Source organism: Mucilaginibacter sp. (assembly GCF_028288225.1).
Lineage (GTDB): Bacteria > Bacteroidota > Bacteroidia > Sphingobacteriales > Sphingobacteriaceae > Mucilaginibacter.
The window spans coordinates 136,248-155,136 of sequence record NZ_JAQBOC010000054.1 but is presented as its reverse complement, the minus strand read 5'-3'; the positions used below and the strand labels follow the sequence as shown (position 1 = coordinate 155,136).

General features: G+C 41.6%; 21 protein-coding genes. 7 read left to right on the top strand and 14 right to left on the bottom strand.

The features are described 5' to 3' along the window. Positions 1 to 230: 230 nt before the first annotated feature. Together JWQ54_RS16800 and JWQ54_RS16795 are read right to left on the bottom strand one after the other, a co-directional pair. Complete coding sequence (locus tag JWQ54_RS16800) at positions 231 to 800, bottom strand: transposase (RefSeq protein WP_299587012.1); 570 nt, start codon at positions 798 to 800, stop codon at positions 231 to 233. 332 nt (positions 801 to 1,132) lie between these two features. Beyond that, positions 1,133 to 2,308 carry a hypothetical protein gene (locus JWQ54_RS16795; protein ID WP_299587009.1) on the bottom strand — a complete coding sequence of 392 codons (1,176 nt, stop codon included), beginning with the start codon at positions 2,306 to 2,308 and terminating at the stop codon, positions 1,133 to 1,135. A gap of 585 nt (positions 2,309 to 2,893) precedes the next feature. Between JWQ54_RS16795 and JWQ54_RS16790 the strand changes: the two genes are divergently transcribed. Further along, positions 2,894 to 4,078, top strand: a complete 1,185-nt coding sequence (locus JWQ54_RS16790) for an acyltransferase (RefSeq protein ID WP_299587006.1) — start codon at positions 2,894 to 2,896, stop codon at positions 4,076 to 4,078. A 238-nt stretch (positions 4,079 to 4,316) separates the two neighbouring features. Beyond that, entirely contained in the window at positions 4,317 to 4,562 is a 246-nt protein-coding gene (locus JWQ54_RS16785; RefSeq protein ID WP_299587004.1) for a hypothetical protein, read from the top strand. 30 nt (positions 4,563 to 4,592) lie between these two features. Here JWQ54_RS16785 and JWQ54_RS16780 read toward each other — a convergent pair whose 3' ends face one another. The 11 genes from JWQ54_RS16780 to JWQ54_RS16730 all read right to left on the bottom strand — a co-directional run bounded on the left by JWQ54_RS16780 (position 4,593) and on the right by JWQ54_RS16730 (position 12,242). Next, positions 4,593 to 5,681, bottom strand: a complete 1,089-nt coding sequence (locus JWQ54_RS16780; RefSeq protein ID WP_299587002.1) for a hypothetical protein — start codon at positions 5,679 to 5,681, stop codon at positions 4,593 to 4,595. 175 nt (positions 5,682 to 5,856) lie between these two features. Further along, a complete protein-coding gene (locus tag JWQ54_RS16775; protein ID WP_299587000.1) occupies positions 5,857 to 6,459 on the bottom strand; it encodes an outer membrane beta-barrel protein in 603 nt (200 codons plus the stop codon). A gap of 33 nt (positions 6,460 to 6,492) precedes the next feature. Next, positions 6,493 to 7,098, bottom strand: coding sequence for a sterol desaturase family protein (locus JWQ54_RS16770; RefSeq protein WP_299586998.1), 606 nt, complete (start codon positions 7,096 to 7,098; stop codon positions 6,493 to 6,495). 468 nt (positions 7,099 to 7,566) lie between these two features. Further along, positions 7,567 to 7,761 (bottom strand): hypothetical protein, encoded by a 195-nt coding sequence (locus tag JWQ54_RS16765; protein ID WP_299586995.1) that lies wholly within the window; start codon positions 7,759 to 7,761, stop codon positions 7,567 to 7,569. 140 nt (positions 7,762 to 7,901) lie between these two features. Next, positions 7,902 to 8,105: a hypothetical protein gene (locus tag JWQ54_RS16760; RefSeq protein WP_299586993.1), complete on the bottom strand. Its 204-nt coding sequence runs from the start codon at positions 8,103 to 8,105 to the stop codon at positions 7,902 to 7,904. A 38-nt stretch (positions 8,106 to 8,143) separates the two neighbouring features. Next, positions 8,144 to 9,394 carry a DUF2130 domain-containing protein gene (locus JWQ54_RS16755; protein ID WP_299586991.1) on the bottom strand — a complete coding sequence of 417 codons (1,251 nt, stop codon included), beginning with the start codon at positions 9,392 to 9,394 and terminating at the stop codon, positions 8,144 to 8,146. A 246-nt stretch (positions 9,395 to 9,640) separates the two neighbouring features. Next, the gene (locus tag JWQ54_RS16750) at positions 9,641 to 10,216 is read right to left on the bottom strand and encodes a glycosyl hydrolase 108 family protein (RefSeq protein ID WP_299586988.1); all 576 of its coding nucleotides are present in this window, start codon (positions 10,214 to 10,216) and stop codon (positions 9,641 to 9,643) included. 604 nt (positions 10,217 to 10,820) lie between these two features. Continuing rightward, the gene (locus tag JWQ54_RS16745; protein ID WP_299586986.1) at positions 10,821 to 11,174 is read right to left on the bottom strand and encodes a VOC family protein; all 354 of its coding nucleotides are present in this window, start codon (positions 11,172 to 11,174) and stop codon (positions 10,821 to 10,823) included. Positions 11,175 to 11,187: 13 nt separating this feature from the next. Then, positions 11,188 to 11,469: a hypothetical protein gene (locus JWQ54_RS16740; RefSeq protein ID WP_299586984.1), complete on the bottom strand. Its 282-nt coding sequence runs from the start codon at positions 11,467 to 11,469 to the stop codon at positions 11,188 to 11,190. A 27-nt stretch (positions 11,470 to 11,496) separates the two neighbouring features. Continuing rightward, positions 11,497 to 11,808 carry a helix-turn-helix transcriptional regulator gene (locus JWQ54_RS16735; protein ID WP_299586982.1) on the bottom strand — a complete coding sequence of 104 codons (312 nt, stop codon included), beginning with the start codon at positions 11,806 to 11,808 and terminating at the stop codon, positions 11,497 to 11,499. Next, complete coding sequence (locus JWQ54_RS16730) at positions 11,805 to 12,242, bottom strand: SRPBCC domain-containing protein (RefSeq protein ID WP_299586979.1); 438 nt, start codon at positions 12,240 to 12,242, stop codon at positions 11,805 to 11,807. Before JWQ54_RS16730 ends, JWQ54_RS16735 begins: the two co-directional genes overlap by 4 nt. Before the next feature lie 119 nt (positions 12,243 to 12,361). Between JWQ54_RS16730 and JWQ54_RS16725 the strand changes: the two genes are divergently transcribed. Beyond that, on the top strand, positions 12,362 to 12,952 hold the full coding sequence (locus JWQ54_RS16725) for a DUF6624 domain-containing protein (protein ID WP_299586976.1): 591 nt from the start codon (positions 12,362 to 12,364) through the stop codon (positions 12,950 to 12,952). Positions 12,953 to 13,020: 68 nt separating this feature from the next. Then, a complete protein-coding gene (locus JWQ54_RS16720) occupies positions 13,021 to 13,305 on the top strand; it encodes a hypothetical protein (RefSeq protein WP_299586973.1) in 285 nt (94 codons plus the stop codon). An 8-nt stretch (positions 13,306 to 13,313) separates the two neighbouring features. Here JWQ54_RS16720 and JWQ54_RS16715 read toward each other — a convergent pair whose 3' ends face one another. Continuing rightward, the gene (locus JWQ54_RS16715) at positions 13,314 to 13,457 is read right to left on the bottom strand and encodes a hypothetical protein (RefSeq protein WP_299586971.1); all 144 of its coding nucleotides are present in this window, start codon (positions 13,455 to 13,457) and stop codon (positions 13,314 to 13,316) included. Between the two features lie 147 nt (positions 13,458 to 13,604). Here JWQ54_RS16715 and JWQ54_RS16710 point away from each other — a divergent pair, with 147 nt between their 5' ends. From JWQ54_RS16710 to JWQ54_RS16700, 3 genes are all read left to right on the top strand, one after another. After that, positions 13,605 to 15,461, top strand: coding sequence for a glycoside hydrolase family 13 protein (locus JWQ54_RS16710; protein WP_299586969.1), 1,857 nt, complete (start codon positions 13,605 to 13,607; stop codon positions 15,459 to 15,461). A 123-nt stretch (positions 15,462 to 15,584) separates the two neighbouring features. Next, complete coding sequence (gene pgmB, locus JWQ54_RS16705) at positions 15,585 to 16,235, top strand: beta-phosphoglucomutase (protein ID WP_299586967.1); 651 nt, start codon at positions 15,585 to 15,587, stop codon at positions 16,233 to 16,235. A gap of 236 nt (positions 16,236 to 16,471) precedes the next feature. Continuing rightward, positions 16,472 to 18,781, top strand: a complete 2,310-nt coding sequence (locus tag JWQ54_RS16700; RefSeq protein WP_299586964.1) for a glycoside hydrolase family 65 protein — start codon at positions 16,472 to 16,474, stop codon at positions 18,779 to 18,781. Positions 18,782 to 18,889 lie beyond the last annotated feature (108 nt).

The window sequence follows — 18,889 nt, the reverse complement described above, 5'->3', positions numbered from 1 at the left end:
AAAGCTGCGCTGCTATGGGGATAATCTGTAAATTCTGTGCAAAGGTTCCATTTGCCGCTAACGGGATTGTGATGAATGTAGTCCAGCTTTTGATGAAGGAAAGGGAGCGTATAAACCGGCTTTGCGTCAAACGACGGCTGAAATGCTTTATGCTTCCGTCCCCGCAGGGTCTCTCATAGAGGACCCTGCGATGTATGAAGCCTAAGGGAACCATAATCCCTGTGGCAAAATCACCCCCAAAACTCCCTGTAATTGGTAATAGTTACAAACGGATGCGATTTATCATCGTGATAAAAAGCAGCGCTGCTATGGGGATAATCTGTAAATTCTGCACAAAGGTTCCATTTGCCACTAACGGGATTGTGATGAATATAATCCAATTTTTGGTGAAGGAAAGGAAGCGTGTAAACCGGCTTCGCATCAAACGAAGGCTCAAATACTTTGTGCTTTTGACCTTTCACTAATTCTTTATCAGAACATGCTGCAGAGAGCTGATTTAATATTTTGTGCTGACCGATGTTTGTCAATTGCTCAACCAGGTTATATGCCATAAAACGTTTGCCGTTGGCCATTATCGTATTCAGGTTTTTAACCGACTCCGGTAATTGTAATACGGCATGTACATGATTTGGCATTATCACAAATGCCAGGGTTTTGATCTGATGTTTTTGGTCGATAATGTTTAGCCAGTTATACACCAGGTGATACGAATTGGTTATTTCAAACAGGGAGATCCATTCAAAACAGGTAAAGGTTATAAACCAGGTTTTTTCGTTTAGGTTGTGCCGGGTTCTGATCATGCGTAAATATAGGAATTGTTGCATTATATTGAAACAGGCCATCTGGTGATTGGATGGCAGGTTATTACACACCATTGGCGCCACACATCGCAGGGTCCGCGATGCAAGACCCTGCGGAGACGGAAAATATTGTCACCAGGTGATTAGACGGCGGGTTATTACATACCATTGGCGCGATACATCGCAGGGTCCGCGATGCGAGACCCTGCGGAGACGGAAATTAATCGCTGAGTTATCGTGAGCGTGGACGCTCACACTATAATCGTTCAAGTGTGGACACTTGAACGGGCGATGGGGCCACAATGTCAACTACAGACGCTATCCCCATCCCATCAACTCTGTTTCTCCGGAATTTTAAAACCAAGGTAAGTCCCGGCCGTTATTCCCTGCATGGTCAGTAACGTTGCCGAAAAATCGGGCATAGTCAGCGTTGCCCAGGCGGTATATACAAAAACAAACCCCAATACCGTCGTAAAAACAACCATTTGCAGCCGGTGAAAGCTGACGCCGTTTTCGTCGGTAAGTATATCATTAATAAAATTATCTTTACCAGTCTTCAGGCCATCTATCAGGTTGTTGATGTTTGATGTCAGCTGGCAATCCAGGAAATTATTGTACCCGATCTTTGCCTCTATTCCGGCAGCCGGTAGCGCTGCCTTCAACAAATCCGTCGCTTGTCTTAGCTCCGCCTGCTGTGCCTGTAAATCCTGGACCTGCTTTATCGTCTTATCTGCCTTGTTATTGTTAATGCTCACTGCGCTAAGCCCGGTGCCGGCGCCTATGCCAATCAGCACCAGGATCCCCGAGGTTATCAGCTCGTAATTGTCAGTTATCAGCCAGATAAAAATATAGGAAGCCAAAATGATAGAAAACCAAAAGGCCATCTGCACCTTCCCAAGGCTGTACGGTGCATTGCCGGCAGCTAAGCCCGGAATGCCCAGCGGTGTCAGGTCCGCAGGCGTATCACGAAGCATCGGTGTCGTTTTTGCATATCTCAACAGTACCCCCAAATAAATGAGCAGCACCACTATACATCCCCAAAACCAACCCCGGTCGATGCGCACAAGCTGAAAAGAATTAATTTTGGTTGCCTGGGCGCTTTGTCCGGTTAGGCCTATACTGATACTCAGCGGCAGATTGAAAAACTGGTTGTCGAACTCGGGATAACCGAGCAGCATGTTCCATGTTTTATTATTCGCAGCGGTGCGCTGAAGCAAAAATTTAAGCTCGGCGCCATCTCCGTGCAAATACCAGCCAACCGGAACCGATCCTTCAATTTCAATGCTATTGATAAAAAGCCTGACTTGCTTTATAGCGTTTTGTGTGGTCAGCAGGCCGTTTATGTGCGCAACATCAACAACAAGGATATCGCTTATTGCGGCAGATTTTTCTTTTTTGTTACCATCCAGGTAAGCATCAATCACGGTATCAGGTTTTAGTGCAGGCGTTTGTGCCCTCAAATTTAAACCGAACAGCAGCAGAATGGGGATAAGGATCAGTTTTTTCACAACAAGGTTTATTTGAAATAAATCTAGCTAAATTGTTCTAAAAAACAAGCGTTCGGGGATTTTGCCAAATTTTTCCGGATAATTTATCGATCACAGCGCTTTCCTGTATTTTCCGCTTACCGTCTCCGCAGGGTCTCTATGAGAGACCCTGCGGGGACGAAAGTCGAAAGTCCGAAGTTAAAGCGGAAATTGCGGATGAATGCCTCAATATCACATCACAGCAAGGAACAAAGCTGCGTTTGGCCGGGAAAGGGCATCAAATTTCGCACTTATACAATTTGTTATACAAGCTTACCTGTAGAATTCATTATTTACCAGATTTAATAGATATTGGTTTTAAATAGTAATTTACAAGGTCATCATTTAATTAATAAGAAATATTTTAGACCCATTACTTATGCTTTTACAGACACAATTACATGCACAAAGCGTTCTGCCGGATCAGAAGCTTTTGCATTTGGCAGTGTCAGAAAAAATGGTTCTACTTATCGGTATACATTGTTCTTAATGAATTTTGTGGACTAATTTGAACTTATTTTTACCTAAGCATAGTCGGGATTAGATCAAAACTATTTTTACCAGCAGATGAGCAAAATTGAAATAAAAAGCCTTACCGGCATAAGAGGTATAGCAGCATTATATGTAATTATGTTTCATTGGTACAACCATTTATCTCAAAAACAGACGGTTTTTTCTTCTTCACAGATGGATCAATTATTTACTAACTTCCTTAAGCATGGATATTTATCTGTAGATCTGTTTTTCGCATTGAGTGGCTTTGTATTATGTGTAGCATCGTATAATCTATTTTCAGAACAAATAGCTGTTCAGGATTACAAAAAATTTATTTATAAAAGATTTTTCAGACTGTTTCCTGTATATATATGTTTAACCTTATTGTATTACGTAGTGTTTGGCGGATCAAAAGTAATTGATCTTTTAATAAATCTTACCTTGTTTCAGGGCATAGTTCCTTCTCACAGCGGCTCAATCATTCCACCCGGATGGTCTCTGACAAATGAATGGGTTGTATGTTTTGTCTTTCCGTTTCTTCTTTTCTATGGCTTGAAGATCAAACGAAAAGTTTGGCTGCTGGTTATCATAGCGCTGTTGCTTTTATTGCTGATAAGTATAGTGCGGGGGTATGCAATAAACTGGGGCAGTTATAGTTTTTTCAAAAAAATTAATGGCTTTTATCCAATTGTTGGTTATACCCGCGGCCCTGCAAGCTTATTAAGAACAATAGCCGCTTTCCTGCTGGGCATATTTGCTTTTATTATTTACAGGTTTCAAAATAAAGGATCTTACCTTAAATATTTAAAATATTTGATCATACCGTCATTTGCTTTGCTTTTTATTAGTAATTCCGATATTCTGATCATTCTTTTACTGCCGGTTCTTATTCTTTATATAACACAGGCTAACTTTTTAAATAGATTTTTATCCTCAAAGCCGGTTCATTTTGCAGGGCTAATTTCTTATTCCTTGTATTTAAATCATTTTTTATTTATAAATACATATGATAGTGTGTTAGCATTTGTGAAAATAAATAATGATTTATTTAGCTTGTCGTATATATTGGTTTCAACATTTATATTTAGCACAGTTACCTATTATGTTATAGAAAAACCAGGGATTGCACTTTATAAATATAGATTAAAATACAAAGCAGTAAATAATAAAAACTTGCCTCATGAAAAAAACGGCGCTCCTGTTAACCCGGAAACTTTGCAGGAGACGATATTAACCAGCCGCAATACTAAAGAGTGAACTTTTACGTGCAGCTTGGTGTTCAGGAGGGTACAACGATTATAACCGGAGGGTTTGGTAAACCGGTGGGTGTCTGATGTAAAAAAGGATAGTACTTTAAGCCAACCGTTTTGCCGGTGTAAATAATTACAACAGTATCTTATGTCAACTCCTTGTCTTATTTCGCCAACAATACAACCATTACGATTAAAATTTATTAACTTAACAACAAATGGTTTTTATTTTAAATTAAATATTAATGGCGCTCAAAACCCCAAGTCCGGCAACGGCACTTAAAAAACAAAATTTCGTAAATCGATTTGAAGAGATCGTAAAAGATAATGAGAAATTGAAAGATAACTATAAGATTCAATTTTTTGATACTCTTGCAAAAAGCAATTATGTGATAAATGGTCTTAACGGAAAATCTATAAATGTTTTAGAGTCGTTATCATTAGAGGAAAAAGAAGAATATAAGGTTTTAAAAAGTAACTGGCAGGATTGATTCCCCCAGGTGTCCGAACAGCTATTATAGCTACTTCAACAACAGCTTTCGGATAGTACTATGATCGCTGAAATAAAGTGTATTCTCATCTTGCGACAGTACGATGGAGAAAGCATACACATTTGCGCTGGAGCCAACACCATCAACCGCGGTTATGTCATACTTTTGCGGACCAACAAGAAACTGAAGCTTGCCGTTCACAATGCTCTTGATGGTTCCCTTATCTGCAACATATAATATATGGTTGTCTTTTGAACCTGTAAGACTAAAAATATAATTAAACTTTAAATCTTTATAAATTTGGGTAAACACGCCTGATGGTGTTAATTTATAGATGTGGTTATGGTTTATCACCAAATATTTTACACTATTGTAGCCACAGAAAAGATTGGTAATGCTGTAATCGGTTGTATTTCTTTCCGGAAGTGCCAATGAATCCCTTGGCGGATAAAATGCAGATGTGCCTATCCGGCCATTTGTGTCTGTATAAAATTTTTTTAAAGCGGTTGGAACCTCCCATGGACTGTAATCCGGAAAATAATAATGCTCCTGGGTAAACCAAAAAAAGTTACCATAAGGTTCTTTCTCCAGGCCGCTATAAATAACCCTGGAACCTCCGTACGGACTTGGGGGTAAGGGTGTAATTAACGTACCGTCCGGTTTCAGGATCCATATGCTGCGCTCCATGCCCCGGGTAAAAGTCGTGCCCTGGGTAAAAATATTGAGGGTGCCATCAGTTGAAACACGGACATACACCGGCATTGTAAATTGCACTCCATCACTGGTGGCAGGTATGTTAATGGTACTGACAATATTAGGAGGGGTTATTTTACGGATCTTGTTGTTGTGTTCGTCGGCTACATAAATGGTACCGTCCCCGGCAACATCAATTCCAAACGGGTAATAAAACCGGGCCTGGTTACCGGCTCCGTCCTGCAAACCGTTCAGAATAGGGTCTCCCGCTATGGTAACAACCGTTAATGGAAGGTGTGTGCCGCCGGCCAGGTTTGATTTTAAATTTCCAGCCGGAACGTGCAGCTGGTCTTCACTTTTTTTGCAGGATGCAAAGGCAAAAAAAACACTTAATGCCAATACTGATAAGTAATTATACTTTTTCATTGGTTTAGTCTTTTATCGAAGTTACGGCAAACTCCGGGCAGATTTTTAGCCTTTGAAGAAATGTTACTTATTTGTATAAAGTGTGAGCAAGTTCAGCTGCATACTCATATACTCACAATCAATTTTCCGGAAACCCTGCGGCAACTCAAAATCGTTATCGCTAAATTATTCTCTCTTAAAAAAGTGTTGTAGTAAACCCAACGCTCAACGTCAAGTTCCCGTTAGACGATGAATAACGCTTATAAATCAGGTTTGGATAAAAGGCGGGTTCTGCTACCAGCGCAAAATGCTGTGCCAGGTAATATTCAAAACCTCCCGCCAATTTAAAGGCTAATTGTTTTTTGCTTACCTGGTTAATTACGTAGCCCACGGCGCTGCCCGATACCTGGTCGTAATTACGTTGTTCCAGGCCGGTTTGCGCTAAAATATACCAACCTATCCCTTTTATTTTTTTGCGGTAACCAAGACCCGCTATAAAATAATTAACGTGCAGGGTGCCGTTTTGTACATTGGTTTGCTGGTAAAGCCCGGCATCACTTTTATAGTTGCTGCTTACGGCATCATAATTAAAGCGGAAAAACAGGGGCTTATCATCAGGCCGGTATTCTATTGCGGTATTTAATACGAACCCCCGTTTATAATGCTGGTGCTGATCGTAAAGATGGAGGTTAACGCCAACCATTCCCGGAAAGTAAAACCTCGACGTGACACTTTCCGTTTGGGAAAATGCCCTGGCCGTAAAAAACACCAGGAAAATAAACAGGCTGTATTTTCGCACTTTGTTTTATATAAAATCCCTTCCGGGATAAAATTATTTCCGTTCCAGTTTTTGAAAAGGTATTTTTAAAATATTGACAAAACGGGCATTAATTGCCGGATCAGGGTGTGTATCGATGCCGAAACGGGTTTCATTTTCAGATAGCTCCTGGTAGGTGCCAAATAAACGGTCCCAAATGGATAATACATCGCCGTAATTACAATCTGTATAGGGCAGCTGGTAATGGTGGTGCACGTGGTGAAGGTTTGGTGTAATAAATACTGCACCCAGCACCCGGTTTAATTTATGCGGCAAACGGAATTCGGTATGTGCCAGTACATTAAAAAATGATTGAAACACCTGCCTTATCATCAATATTACAATACCCGGACCTAACAGAAAAACCCATAGCATTAAAAAGCAGGTACGGATACAGGTTTCGCCGGGGTGTTCCCTTACCGTTGTTGAAACATCCACCTGCAGGTCACTATGGTGCACTAAATGAAATTTCCATAAAACATCTATTTTATGCATAATAACATGATAAATATATTCGCCCAGGTCAAGCAGCAAAAACAAGCTTATATAATAAACCCACTTATTAAGATGATAGGGAATATAATTTATTAAGCCCCAATGGTTGGTATTTGCCCATTTCATTATAATAATTATAAAGATGGTTAATAAGAGCTGTAAGGGTAATGCGGTAAAAATAAAACCAGCATTTAAAAAGGTATGGGGCAATTTTGTTCTAGGTTTTATTGCTCCTACTAAACATTCAGCCAGCCAAAGGGAAGTAATTACTAAAGCATAAAAAATTACCTGTGACAGATCTTCGTGTTGTAAGATAAAAGTGCGGAAAAGCATGATTCTTTTAATTAGGGATATTAAATTAATATTAAAATTAAATATTAATTCTGTACTAATTTTGAACATCGATGCTTATAACACATTTTATATAATTTTTTTAACAAACGGGTATCTAAATCAAGGATTTGGCACCATATGTAGTAATTAATGGGGATAGACCAATCAGGGTGATCATGGCAGTGTTGATGCCTGTGATGCGTCCGATAAATTAAACTCGGGGGTTGGTTAGACGGGAGCCTTAAAGGAAAAAATGTTATATTATTCTTTACCGGGTCTTTTTTTATCTGCCTTATTTTTGAAAAAATCCCGGGCGCGTTTTAGCCCTGTAGCTATGGCAATTCCTTCTTCAGTGCCCTCTTCCAGCAGGGCATTGGCTATCTCAACCGCTTTTTCCCGCAGCTTAACAGGCTGGTTTTTATAGGATGGTGGGTAATCCCCATTGTACCATGGCATAATTGTTTGTTTTTAGCGATAACAAATAATTGGGGAGGTGGTTTGAGGAAAATTTTCAGTCGGCAGTGTTCAGTTGACAGTAAAATAGATAATAAATGGAATAGGCTTTAAGCAGGTTCCATTATTATTGATGACTCTATTTACTCAGGAGATTTTCCAATCTCTAAACATAAGTCTAAATAATCTTCTACCGCTTCCTTAAATGCCGCTTTAAGCTCTTTTACTGATGTTCCCTCAAAGCTAACCAGATCATTGATGCCAGGTATTTTTCCATAAAACACTTCATCAACAACGCTGAAATTCACCGACGCATAATAGTTGTTGTATTGTAAGATATTATCCATTATATTAATCACTATCTATAAAATCCCTTAATCCAGGTTTACTCCAGCAACAACGCATCCTCATCATCTGTTAAGCTCAATTGGATCACATCACTGCCTGCAATACCTTCAATTGAACCCTGGATGTGGGCAGCATTAAGCAATACTTTTTCCAATTGTTTTTCGCGGGCTTTCCAAAGTTTTTCCATGGCGTCGCGTTCTTTTTGGATGCTCATGCGCATGCTCAAAAAGCCTTCGCGGATAGCTTTCCATTGTTCGCTGAATTCGCTGCTGATCAGGTAATCATACAGCAGGTGCATTTTATCACCCTTATTGTCCTGCGATTTGGCAAGATTGCTGAGCTTAATGATGCCATCCCGTAAAATATAGGCCACAGCCTTTACTTCATCAAATGAGCAGATCCACACCCCATCTTTTTCGCCAAAGCAATCCATGCCTTTGGGGTAGCAATTGGTAACAATCACAGCAACATCAACCCCGATGCCGCGCATATCTTTTTTCAGCTTCTCTATCCAGTCGGGCCCGAAATCTTTAGTACGTTTGCTCTCATAAATAATGCGGCCGCATTCCTGTCCAAACTGGTTGCGCACGGTTTGCACACAGTCCGCCCCGCGTACGCCTTTGCCAACTTCGCTAATGAGATCAAAAGGAAAATTGACACGTAATAAATCTTCCAAAATCAGTTCCTGTACTTCGCCCTGCAATTGCATGGAGCCCTGCTCGGCTTTGCGCTTCATTTCTTCGGCCAGCTTTTTCTGGTCGTCAAGTTGTTTCTCCAGCTCTTTAACCTTTAGCTGGTAATCGGTATCCTTCAGGTTAAACTTTTCGGTTTCCTGTTTGCGGATCTGTTCGGTAAGCTCGTTGCGTTGTTCCTGCAGTTTTCGCTGCAGGGCCAGCTCCAGCTCAGCTTCTCTATCCATCAGGGCTTTTTCCTTCTGTAAAAAGTCCAGTTCCTTTTGGCGGCCCAGCTTTAGCTTTTCATCCTTTTCATTAACGCTGTTTTGCAGCATCAGCACCTGGTTCTCAAAATCGGTGGCTATTGATTTACGCAGACTTTGCTCAACCGTTAGCTGCAATTGCTTTTTTTCTTCGGCAAGGCGCTGCTCATACAGCAGGGCCTGCTGCTTTTCCCTCGTTATAAAATCACTTTCCTTTTTACGGTATTCCTCTTCTTTTTGCTGCGTATACTCCTGCATCTTAACCCGAAGATCCTTTTTATACTCTTCGGCCATCACTTCTTCAATCGGGAATGGAACCCCGCAGTTGGGGCATTTAACTTCTGTAGCCATATTTTTAAATAGAGGTTAAAGATAAGGCGTTTGGGGACGGATTGGAAATGATTTTTGATTTAGTCCATGGTCGATGGTCCATAGTGGGAAAGTCCATAGTCCATAGTCCATGGTCCATAGTAAAAGTTCATAGTGATGATTCATAGTTCATGATGAAAAGAACAATTGCAGCTACATGAACCATTAACTATGATCAATGAGCTAAATTCTACCATGGTCCATCGACCATCGACTATGGACTATGGACTAAACAATGTTCGCCGCATAAACCTTACATCTGCCAAGCCAGCTGCTGAGCCACTGTGCATTATCAGGGGCTAGTCTTACCCTTTCATAATAATTGGCTACCCTTATGCCGTTAAAAGCAGTAACATACAGATCGGGCGGCAGGGAGTTGATACAGGTGCGGGTTAGGTTGCCAATTTGCCCGTCGACCGTTACTGCCTTATGCTGCACCGTATTACAGGCCATTTGTGCCACGCGCGATATGTTGATAAGGCAGGGGTTAACGGCACAATCAAACATGGCATTGGCCACCTGTTGATCGTTAATAGTGCTTAACTGGTACGGGTTCCAGTAATCAGCCTCATAAAATTGCTGTACATTAGCTTGTAATGACTGGTTTGCTGCAAAAATGCCGTTAAGAGTTGATACGCTTGCCCCCGGGTTTTCGGCATTTACCTGGTCGATAATTGCCCAGCCGCTCCAGTTTGGGTTTTGTGAGCGGTCAACGCCCATATAAGTTTCTGCCTCACCTATCCCGGGATTATACCCGCCTTCGGTTTGCATGGTTAGTTGAAATGCCGGTAAAAAATCTGCCATGGTATTAAAGGTTAGCTCCCTAAAGTTAGGCAACTAAAAATTGAAATACAAATGGTTTGTTTTAAGGAGTCCATAGTCCATAGTCGATGGTCCATAGTCCATAGTTGGAATAGAATGTTTGCCATAGTCCATAGTCCACAGTTAGGATAGAATGTTTACTATGGTCCACGGACTATTGACCATGGACTTCTTACCCCTTTTCTACCATGGTCCATAGACTATCGGCCATGGACTTCTTACCCCTTTTCTACCATGGTCCATGGACTATCGACCATGGACTTCTTACCCCTTTTCTGCCATGGTCCATAGACTATCGACCATGGACTTCTTACCCCCTTTTCTACCATGGTCCATGTACTATCGACCATGGACTTCTTACCCCTTTCCTACCATGGTCCATGTACTATCGACCATGGACTTCTTACCCCTTTTCTACCATGGTCCATGGACTATCGACCATGGACTTCTTACCCCTTTTCTACCATGGTCCATGGACTATTGACCATGACTTCTTACCCCTTTTCTGCTATGGTCCATGGACTATTGACCATGGACTTCTTACCCCTTTTCTACCATGGTCCATGGACCATCGACTATGGACTTCTTATCCCTCGTGCAAGCTCAGCGTATTCCCATCCGGGTCTTTAAACGGCAGGAATTTGCCCCAGGGGGTATTGTCAACTTTGCCAACTTCAATCCCTTTGGCGGTAAGCTCTTTAATATCATCTTCAACACTTTCTGTTTTTATAATAAAGCCCTGCATACACCCGGCCGGCATTTTTGGGAACCAGTTTACCAGGGTGATACAGGCATCCTGTCCGGGGAAACCCATCTGGATCCATTGCTGGCCGTTGCCAAATGGGGCCTCGGCAACAACTGCAAACCCCAATTTTTCGTAAAATGCTTTTGCCCTGGCCTGATCTGTAACCGGCATAGAGATAATTTCAATTGTTCTCATATTATAATTTGGTTTAAAGTGAATACATATACGGACTTACTGATTTATCTTTTTTCAGCTCCTGCCTTGCTTCCATATCAAGCGTTACCCAAAATAAGTTCCATTCAATAACGCCTTTTATTGCTGTTTTTTTATTTTCAAGATCGGCCGTTACAGCAGATAACAAGTCTTTAAAAGGTGCTGTTTTTTTCGTTTTAAGGCATTCAACAAACGACGACTTTAACGCGTAGTATTTGTTTTTATCCATCGAGATCGCCTTTTTTCCTTCAGGGTGTTGTAGTTGTACCTTTTCCATGATGTTTAGTTTTGAATAACTTAAATTTTATCGCTCATTTAATAAATTTTCAAGGTTTTGCAGCTTATTCTTCCAGAACTTATCAAAGAAGTTAAGCCATTCTTTTACTTCGTCAAAACCATCCGGCTTAAGCTCACAGTAGCGTTCGCGGCCCTGATCTTTTATCTGTATCAGCCCGGCATCATACAAAACCTTAACATGCTTGGATACGGCCGGTCTGCTTATATCAAAATTGCCCGCAAGCGAGTTAATGCTTAGCTTATTTTTTGTAAGCAGCATCAGGATCCCGCGCCTGCTGGGGTCGGCAATTGCCTGGAAGGGGTCTAAATTCGCTCTCATTTCATTTCTTCTAATACTTTCCGCATGCGTCGGGGAATGTTCTTTTTCCACCCGGCTTCCATAAATACACTGGCAATAAGGTTTTTAAATCCTTTAAAGCCTCTGTGTTCAAGTACTACCCGGGTGCCTTCTCCTTCCGGGTTCAGTGTCCACGTAAGCACAGTATCCAGTCCGATTACTCCGGGTTTAGGGCCGCCTTTCCATGTGTAAACCAGCTTTTGGCCAGGGATAATTTCAAGCACTTCGCAATAAACAATGCCATCAAAGCTCATTTTGGGGATAGGTTTGGTATGGAAATTAAATTTATGGCCAACTATGGGTTTAAAATCGTTCTTCATCAGCCATTGGCTCACCAGTTCGGGGTCGGTAAGGCATTCCCATACTTTTTGTGTGGGGTGAGGGAAGTGCCATTTTATAACAAGATCTCGCTGCATAACACGTAACTTTTTGGTTACGTAAATGTATAAGGAGCTTTTTGGTTCCGCAAATTATTTTTGAAATATTTATTTGAATAGAAGAATATTAACTATATATTTAGTTTTCAATTATTAGTATGAAGACTTTAGCTATACTCATCCTTACCTGCTCTTTTTTCTGCACCCAATCATCTGCCCAAACAGCAAAGCATGATACATTATTGATCCAAAAAATTGATTCCATGTTTAAGGACGACCAGTTTTGGCGCAAGGAATATACTAAAGTGATGAAGACAGAACCATCACAATATGACCAGGAAACAATTGAGCGCAAATGGGCTGAAGGCGACAGTATAAACGAAATAAAGGCCAAAGCCATTATCGATAAATACGGCTACCCGGGATATAATTTAGTAGGTGAGAAGTCTGATACTTTCTTTTGGATCATTCAGCATTGCGATGATGATATCTCATTCCAGGAAAAGGTATTAGGATTGTTAAAAATTGAGATTGCGAAAAATAACGGCAGCAAAGAAAATTATGCTTATTTAACCGACCGGGTCTTAATGAATAAAAAGCAAAAACAGATCTACGGCACACAGGTGCACACCGACTCTAAAACCCATAAATCAAGCCCCTGGCCATTGAAATATCCTAAAACAGTTAATGCGTTGCGGAAAAAGATGGGGTTGGGGACGGAAGAGGAATATTTGAAGAGTTTTCAATAAAACTACACCAATTAACGCAGGGCAGTGGTATGCAATAGGTGGGAAATTATTGTTTAAATTTGTTAATCATGAAACGAAACCATCATTTAAAAGAGCTCATCGAAAACATCAAAAAAACTGATGAAATGATATCGTTACATAGAACTAATAATACATTATCTATAATGGTTGATCAGTATGAGGCGTTAAAAGCGAAACAAATCTCTGAACTGATTGATGGTCTTGCTATGCCCCCCTACCAATCAATAGAAAGTATTTCTGTAATAAAGCACATCCTAAATAAATTCTATCCTAATATACCCGAAGGATTAGTTAAGCAAAGAGAGTTAAAAGAATTAGAGGATACAATTTGACTACTCCTTTAACGCAGCAGGGCGAAGCCCTGCGCTGATGAATGTCGCCCTTTCAGGGCTTTGAATATTGTGATTTTCCTGGCCCTGAAGGGGCCCAATACATCAGCGCAGGGCAACGCCCTGCGATAAAATACATCACATGTGAATTTCATTTAATTAATAATAAAATCTTCCCTCAATAACCCCACCCAAACTAAATTTTACTTTTTCATACAACCAATCATTTTTATTTTAAATTTGAAACGCGGTTGACCGGAAAAACTATCAAACCGCCCAATTAAATACCGTTTTAACCTGATATGAAAAAATTACTGTTTTTTACGGCTTGTTGCCTGGCTATGGCATTAGGCTCATTTGCGCAAATTCCTGCGCTTGAACGCGTAGAACCCATGTTTTGGTGGGTAGGTATGCATAATCCAAACCTGCAATTGATTGTTCATGGCAGCAATATTGCAACTCGCAAAGTCGAGCTGAACTACCCCGGCGTAAAGCTTGTTGCGGTGCATAAGGTCGAAAATCCTAATTACTTATTCCTCGATCTGCGCATTTTTTCAGGCACCACACCGGGAACGTTCCCGATAAAATTTATTAAAGCCGGTGAAAAGCCGTTAACTTATAGTTATACACTGAAAGCCCGCGACCACTCGCAGGGCCGTGCCCAGGGGGTAACCAATAAGGACCTGATCTATCTTATTATGCCCGACCGATTCGCTAACGGCGACAAGGCAAACGACTCATTTTCAAACCTGCGGGAACAGGGCATCCACCGCGATTCAATGTTCAGTCGTCACGGTGGTGACCTGCAGGGGATAATGGATCATTTGGACTACCTGAAAGACCTGGGTGTTACCGCCATCTGGCTGACTCCAGAAATTGAGAACGATGAACCGCATGCATCCTATCACGGTTATGCAGTAACCGATTACTACAAGGTTGATCCCCGTTATGGAACCAATGATCTTTACAAAAAGTTTGTCGAAAAATGCCACAGTATGGGCTTAAAAGTGGTTAAGGACCTGGTGCATAACCATGCCGGTACCGAAGGTTATACCATTTTAGACATGCCAATGAAGAGCTGGGTGCATCAATGGCCAAAATATACCAAATCGAACTTTAAATACGAGGCCGAAATGGATATTCATGGTTCAGCAATGGACCGTAAGCTGATGCTTGACGGCTGGTTTGATCACCGCATGGCTGATATGAACGAGAACAATCCATATGTACAGAATTTTTTAACTCAAAACCATATTTGGTGGATCGAATATGCAGGGGTTGACGGGCTTAGATTGGATACTTATCCTTATAACGATCCCGCATATATGGCTAAATGGGCGGTTGATGTTAAGAACGAATTTCCGCGCCTTTCAATTTTTGGTGAGGTGCTCACACCACAGCCGGTTACCCAGGCTTACTTTACCCAGGGAAATACCGTAAACCGGGGATTTGACACCCATCTGCCAGGCGTGACTGACGGCGCAATTAAAGATGCCATTTACGAGGCTTTAAATGGCAACGATGGCTGGGCCGATGGCGTTAACCGCCTTTACGGATTGGTAGCACAGGATTTTTTATACCAGGATGCTACCCGTAATGTGGTATTCTTGGATAATCATGATATGAGCCGCATGCTCTCGATGGTTAATGAGGACATCAACAAATACAAATCGGCTATGGCCATGCTAATGACACTGCGGGGTGTGCCGCAGATGTATTATGGCGATGAGATCCTGATGAAAAACTACTCAAACCCTGATGGTTTGGTGCGTGAAGATTTTCCCGGCGGATGGTATGGTGATAAAAAGAATAAATTTACTGCCGATGGCCGCGACGACAAGGAAAACGATGCCTTTAATTATGTGAAAACGTTGGCCAATTACCGTAAAAACACCGCCGCTTTGCAAACCGGTAAAATGACGCAGTATATCCCCGAAAAAGGCATATATGTATATTTCAGGTATGATGATAAAAAAACGGTGATGGTAGTTTATAATAGTACTGATAAAGAGCAAACTACAGCAACGTCGCGTTATTATGAAAGGATAAAAGGAGCTAAAAATGCTAAGAATATAATTACCGGTGAAAGTCAGGATCTGTCTAAACTTACCATCGGGGCAAAATCTACATTAGTTTTGGAGTTAGCTAATAGTAAATAATTTAGGATTTAGTAATTGAAGGATGATTTTTGAATGATTAATTAGGGAATTCGTAAAAATGATTGCGGTAAGGCAATCTGTAATTAACTAAGCCCTAATTAATTAAATTTGCGAACGAATAAAATGAGTAGTATTAAAGCCTGTATTTTTGATTTGGATGGAGTTATTGTTGACACAGCCGTTTATCACTTTAAAGCCTGGAAACGTTTAGCCGATGAACTGGGAATTAACTTTACAGAACACGATAACGAAAGGCTGAAAGGCGTGAGCCGTGTACGTTCGCTTGAAATAATATTGGAGCTTGGCGGTGTCACAAAAACCGAAGCGGAGCAGCAAGAGCTGGCAACCCGCAAAAATATTTGGTATGTGGAAATGATAAACCGCATGACGCCGGCCGAAATATTGCCCGGCGCAAAAGAGTTTTTGGAAACCTGCAGGGCAGCCGGGATAAAAACCGCATTAGGCTCGGCAAGCAAAAACTCATCTACCATACTGGATAAAATAAATATGGCCCACCTGTTTGATGCCATTGTTGACGGCAACCATGTAAGCAAAGCCAAACCTGATCCTGAAGTATTTTTAAAAGGAGCCGAAGCTCTTGGTGTTGCACCTGCGGAATGCGTGGTGTTTGAAGATGCCATTGCCGGGGTTGAGGCAGCCATAAACGGTGGCATGAAAGTAGTGGGTATAGGTTCGCCGGATGTTCTTAATAAGGCTGATCTGGTAGTGAGTGGGTTGGATAAAATGAGTTTGGAAAAATTGGATAAATTATAAAAAACTAAAAAATCTTGTCATTGCGAGGAGGAACGACGAAGCAACCTCGTCGCTATACAAGTGGTGGAGCAAGGCGTAAACGCGCGACGAGGTTGCCGCGCTATCGCTCGCAATGACAAAATAGTTTACAAAGCGCGAAGCTAAAGTCTCCCCAACCGGGGGAGATTTAGAGGGGGCTTGAAGCATGAGGCTTGAGGATAATTTTATAGAGAACAAAGACACAATTACAATAAAGAATGAAGGACTACATTGAAGTTGATGAGTGGAAGATTATAGAACAAGGCTTTAACCCGCATCATAATAAAGTATCCGAAAGTATTTTTAGCCTGGGCAACGGGCGGATGGGACAGCGGGCAAACTTTGAGGAAGCATACAGCGGCGAAACACTGCAGGGCAATTACGTTGCAGGTGTTTACTACCCTGATAAAACCCGCGTGGGTTGGTGGAAAAATGGCTATCCTGAATATTTTGCCAAAGTAATTAACGCTGCCAATTGGATTGGTATTGATATTAATATTGATGGCGAACAGCTTGACCTTGCCAAATGCGAGGTATTGAAGTTCAGGCGTGAGCTTAACATGCAGGAGGGTTACCTGAAAAGAAATTTCACTGCAAAAACTACTGCGGGAAAAATTGTTGAGGTTGAAGCTACCCGTTTTTGCAGCATGGCAGATGATGAAGCGGGTGCTATTAAGTATACCATCACCCCGGTAAATTTTACCGGCTGGCTAACCATTACCCCGTTTATTGATGGCGATGTGGTTAATAAAGACTCCAACTACGACGAAAAATTTTGGGAGGAGATAAAAAAGGAAAGCTGGAACGATGGCGGTTTTCTGCAAATGCGTACCAAAAAAACAGGTTTTGAAGTTGCAACCGGTATGCTGGTTAGTGTTTTTCAAAATAATGAGCCTGTTAAACTAAATACACAAGCCGTAACTAAGGAAAAGTATATAGCCGCAAAATTTAAATTGCAGGCAACCGAAGGGCAAAGCACTGCTATTATAAAGTATGCCGCTAACCTGTCATCACAGAACTACGCTGCTGCTGATCTGCTTCACAATTTAAAGGAGACCTTATCCCGCATCAGCAAAAAAGGTTTTGAAACACTATTACAGGAACAGGCTCGTGCCTGGGCCGAAAAGTGGAAAATGAATGATATTATTATTGAAGGCGATGCCTCGGCACAGCAGGCTATCCGCTTTAATATTTTCCAGCTCAATCAAACTTATACCGGCGAAGACGATCGTTTAAACATCGGCCCCAAAGGGTTTACCGGCGAAAAATACGGCGGCTCAACTTATTGGGATACCGAAGCTTACTGCGTACCCTTTTATCTTTCAACAGCCGATCAGAAAGTTACCCGCAATTTGCTGCTATACAGGTATAAACAATTGGGTAAAGCTATTGACAATGCAAAGCTGCTTGGCTTTAACAACGGTGCTGCACTGTACCCAATGGTTACCATGGATGGTACCGAATGCCATAACGAGTGGGAGATCACTTTTGAAGAGATCCACCGCAATGGCGCTATTGCTTATGCTATATTTAATTACGTTAGATACACAGCAGACGAAGCACACCTGGCCGATTATGGTTTGGAGGTGCTGATAGCTATTGCGCGTTTTTGGTCGCAAAGGGTTAACTGGTCTGATGATAAGCAGCAATATGTAATGCTGGGTGTAACCGGGCCGAACGAGTACGAAAACAACGTTAACAACAACTGGTACACCAGTACGCTTGCTACCTGGTGCATGAAATATACCATGGAAGTTGCTGCGAAAGTAAAAGCAGCTGAACCTGCAAAATATACAGCGCTGATAAATAAGATCAGCTTTAAAGAGGAGGAAGAAACAGCCCGTTTTAAGGATATCATTGCAAAAATGTACTATTCGTATGACGAAAAGCAGCAGATATTTTTGCAGCAGGATGGTTACCTTGATAAGGAGCAGATCCTGGTTAAAGATCTGCCTGCTATTGATCGCCCTATTAATCAAAAATGGAGTTGGGACAGAATCCTGCGCTCATGCTATATAAAACAAGCCGACGTATTGCAGGGAATCTACTTTTTTGAAGATCAGTACGACCTGGAAACCATCCGCCGAAACTTTGATTTTTATGAGCCGCGTACCGTACACGAGTCATCACTATCCCCATGTGTGCATGCTATTTTAGCTGCAAAATTGGGCGATGAGGCGCGTGCCTACGAATTTTACCTACGCACAGCCCGTTTGGATCTCGACGATTATAACAACGATACCGAAGATGGCTGTCACATCACCTCGATGGCGGGTACATGGATGTCGGTAATTGAAGGCTTTGGCGGCATGCGGGTAATTAATGGCAAACTATCGTTCCAGCCATTTCTTCCGGGTAAATGGCGGTCGTTCTCCTTCCATATCGGTTTCCGTGGCGCGGTGCTTAATGTAAAAGTAAGCAAAGAAGGCGTGCAGATAAAAAACCTGTCGGGTACTGAAACCACTGTTTTGGTTTATGGCAAGGAACGGGTAGTAAAGGCAAAGGACGAGTTATTGGTTGAGGCATAAATGATAAAGAGTATGCTGAATGATAAAGTTGGAAAATTTGTATGTTTAACTTTGGTAGCAATACTGCCATTTAACACATTTTCGCAATCAAAGCATCCGGCACGAACA

Bases quoted from the DNA above. Each gene is read 5' to 3' on its own strand.
- JWQ54_RS16730 (WP_299586979.1), bottom strand. From the start codon at position 12,242: ATGCAGCGAGATCTTGTTATAAAATGGCACTTCCCTCACCCCACACAA.
- JWQ54_RS16750 (WP_299586988.1), bottom strand. From the start codon at position 10,216: ATGGCAGATTTTTTACCGGCATTTCAACTAACCATGCAAACCGAAGGC.
- JWQ54_RS16770 (WP_299586998.1), bottom strand. From the start codon at position 7,098: ATGAAATGGGCAAATACCAACCATTGGGGCTTAATAAATTATATTCCC.
- JWQ54_RS16755 (WP_299586991.1), bottom strand. From the start codon at position 9,394: ATGGCTACAGAAGTTAAATGCCCCAACTGCGGGGTTCCATTCCCGATT.
- JWQ54_RS16710 (WP_299586969.1), top strand. From the start codon at position 13,605: ATGAAAAAATTACTGTTTTTTACGGCTTGTTGCCTGGCTATGGCATTA.
- JWQ54_RS16700 (WP_299586964.1), top strand. From the start codon at position 16,472: ATGAAGGACTACATTGAAGTTGATGAGTGGAAGATTATAGAACAAGGC.
- JWQ54_RS16780 (WP_299587002.1), bottom strand. From the start codon at position 5,681: ATGAAAAAGTATAATTACTTATCAGTATTGGCATTAAGTGTTTTTTTT.
- JWQ54_RS16745 (WP_299586986.1), bottom strand. From the start codon at position 11,174: ATGAGAACAATTGAAATTATCTCTATGCCGGTTACAGATCAGGCCAGG.
- JWQ54_RS16740 (WP_299586984.1), bottom strand. From the start codon at position 11,469: ATGGAAAAGGTACAACTACAACACCCTGAAGGAAAAAAGGCGATCTCG.
- JWQ54_RS16765 (WP_299586995.1), bottom strand. From the start codon at position 7,761: ATGCCATGGTACAATGGGGATTACCCACCATCCTATAAAAACCAGCCT.
- JWQ54_RS16735 (WP_299586982.1), bottom strand. From the start codon at position 11,808: ATGAGAGCGAATTTAGACCCCTTCCAGGCAATTGCCGACCCCAGCAGG.
- pgmB (WP_299586967.1), top strand. From the start codon at position 15,585: ATGAGTAGTATTAAAGCCTGTATTTTTGATTTGGATGGAGTTATTGTT.
- JWQ54_RS16790 (WP_299587006.1), top strand. From the start codon at position 2,894: ATGAGCAAAATTGAAATAAAAAGCCTTACCGGCATAAGAGGTATAGCA.
- JWQ54_RS16715 (WP_299586971.1), bottom strand. From the start codon at position 13,457: ATGAAATTCACATGTGATGTATTTTATCGCAGGGCGTTGCCCTGCGCT.
- JWQ54_RS16720 (WP_299586973.1), top strand. From the start codon at position 13,021: ATGAAACGAAACCATCATTTAAAAGAGCTCATCGAAAACATCAAAAAA.
- JWQ54_RS16760 (WP_299586993.1), bottom strand. From the start codon at position 8,105: ATGGATAATATCTTACAATACAACAACTATTATGCGTCGGTGAATTTC.
- JWQ54_RS16800 (WP_299587012.1), bottom strand. From the start codon at position 800: ATGATCAGAACCCGGCACAACCTAAACGAAAAAACCTGGTTTATAACC.
- JWQ54_RS16785 (WP_299587004.1), top strand. From the start codon at position 4,317: ATGGCGCTCAAAACCCCAAGTCCGGCAACGGCACTTAAAAAACAAAAT.
- JWQ54_RS16725 (WP_299586976.1), top strand. From the start codon at position 12,362: ATGAAGACTTTAGCTATACTCATCCTTACCTGCTCTTTTTTCTGCACC.